Source organism: Neisseria sp. WLZKY-1, from assembly GCF_046546535.1.
GTDB lineage: Bacteria > Pseudomonadota > Gammaproteobacteria > Burkholderiales > Neisseriaceae > Neisseria.
Genome location: NZ_JBKGTW010000113.1, coordinates 1 through 701 on the forward strand (window position 1 = coordinate 1; position 701 = coordinate 701).

The window sequence follows — 701 nt, forward strand, 5'->3', positions numbered from 1 at the left end:
TAAGCCGCAGGCCGTCCGAATGCGTTTGCGAACGTTTCAGACGGCCTTTTTTATCCGAACACATGAAGGGAATCCTATGGCAATAGAGACAAGCGCGTCCGGCGTTTATCTGTGGAGCGTCGGCGGCATCGGCTTTGTTGGCACGCTCTTCGGCATGCCGCTGGACGCGCTGATACTGGGCGGCCTTGCGGGCGCGGTGGTGCAGGGTCTGCATCCCGCCGCTTCGCGCAAGGCCGGCTTTTTTTCAATACTCATGTCTATGCTGCTGGCGGGTGCGCTGTCGCCTGCCGCCGTGGATTGGGCGGTACACCATACCGCGCTGCTCACCGCCGCGCGCGCGGAGGAAATCCTCACGCCGCTGCTGCCCGTCGCCATCGGCGGCGGCTGGCCGTGGCTGATGCCTCTGGTGCGCGATATGGTGCTTGCCCGTCTGAAAAAACAAGGAGAAAGACCATGATTTATTTGTTCGCTGTTCTCAATATCGCCGCGTCGCTGACGATATTCGTCCACTGCGCCTGCCGTCTGACCGTGCAGCGGTGGACGGTGCGCCAGCCGGAATTGTGGATACACGCCCTGCTGCTGGCCGCATCAATCGGCGTGGCCGCATCCAACCTGTCGGGGCAGACGCGCAACCCGCACGAGGTTTTTTTAAACGTAGGCATCGCATCCTACTTCATGGCGCAGACATGGCGGCTGCGCCA

The 701-nt window shown here is 61.6% G+C and carries 2 protein-coding genes; both read left to right on the plus strand.

Going from position 1 to position 701, the window contains the following annotated elements:
- The first annotated feature begins 76 nt into the window (after positions 1 to 76).
- A complete protein-coding gene (locus ACLD9W_RS12405) occupies positions 77 to 457 on the plus strand; it encodes a hypothetical protein (protein WP_410842289.1) in 381 nt (126 codons plus the stop codon).
- On the plus strand, positions 454 to 701 hold a 248-nt coding region (locus ACLD9W_RS12410), incomplete at its 3' end, for a hypothetical protein (RefSeq protein WP_410842290.1). The genes ACLD9W_RS12405 and ACLD9W_RS12410, both read left to right, overlap by 4 nt.

Excerpts from the sequence above, each read along its gene's own strand:
- ACLD9W_RS12405 (WP_410842289.1), top strand. The coding sequence starts at position 77 with ATGGCAATAGAGACAAGCGCGTCCGGCGTTTATCTGTGGAGCGTCGGC.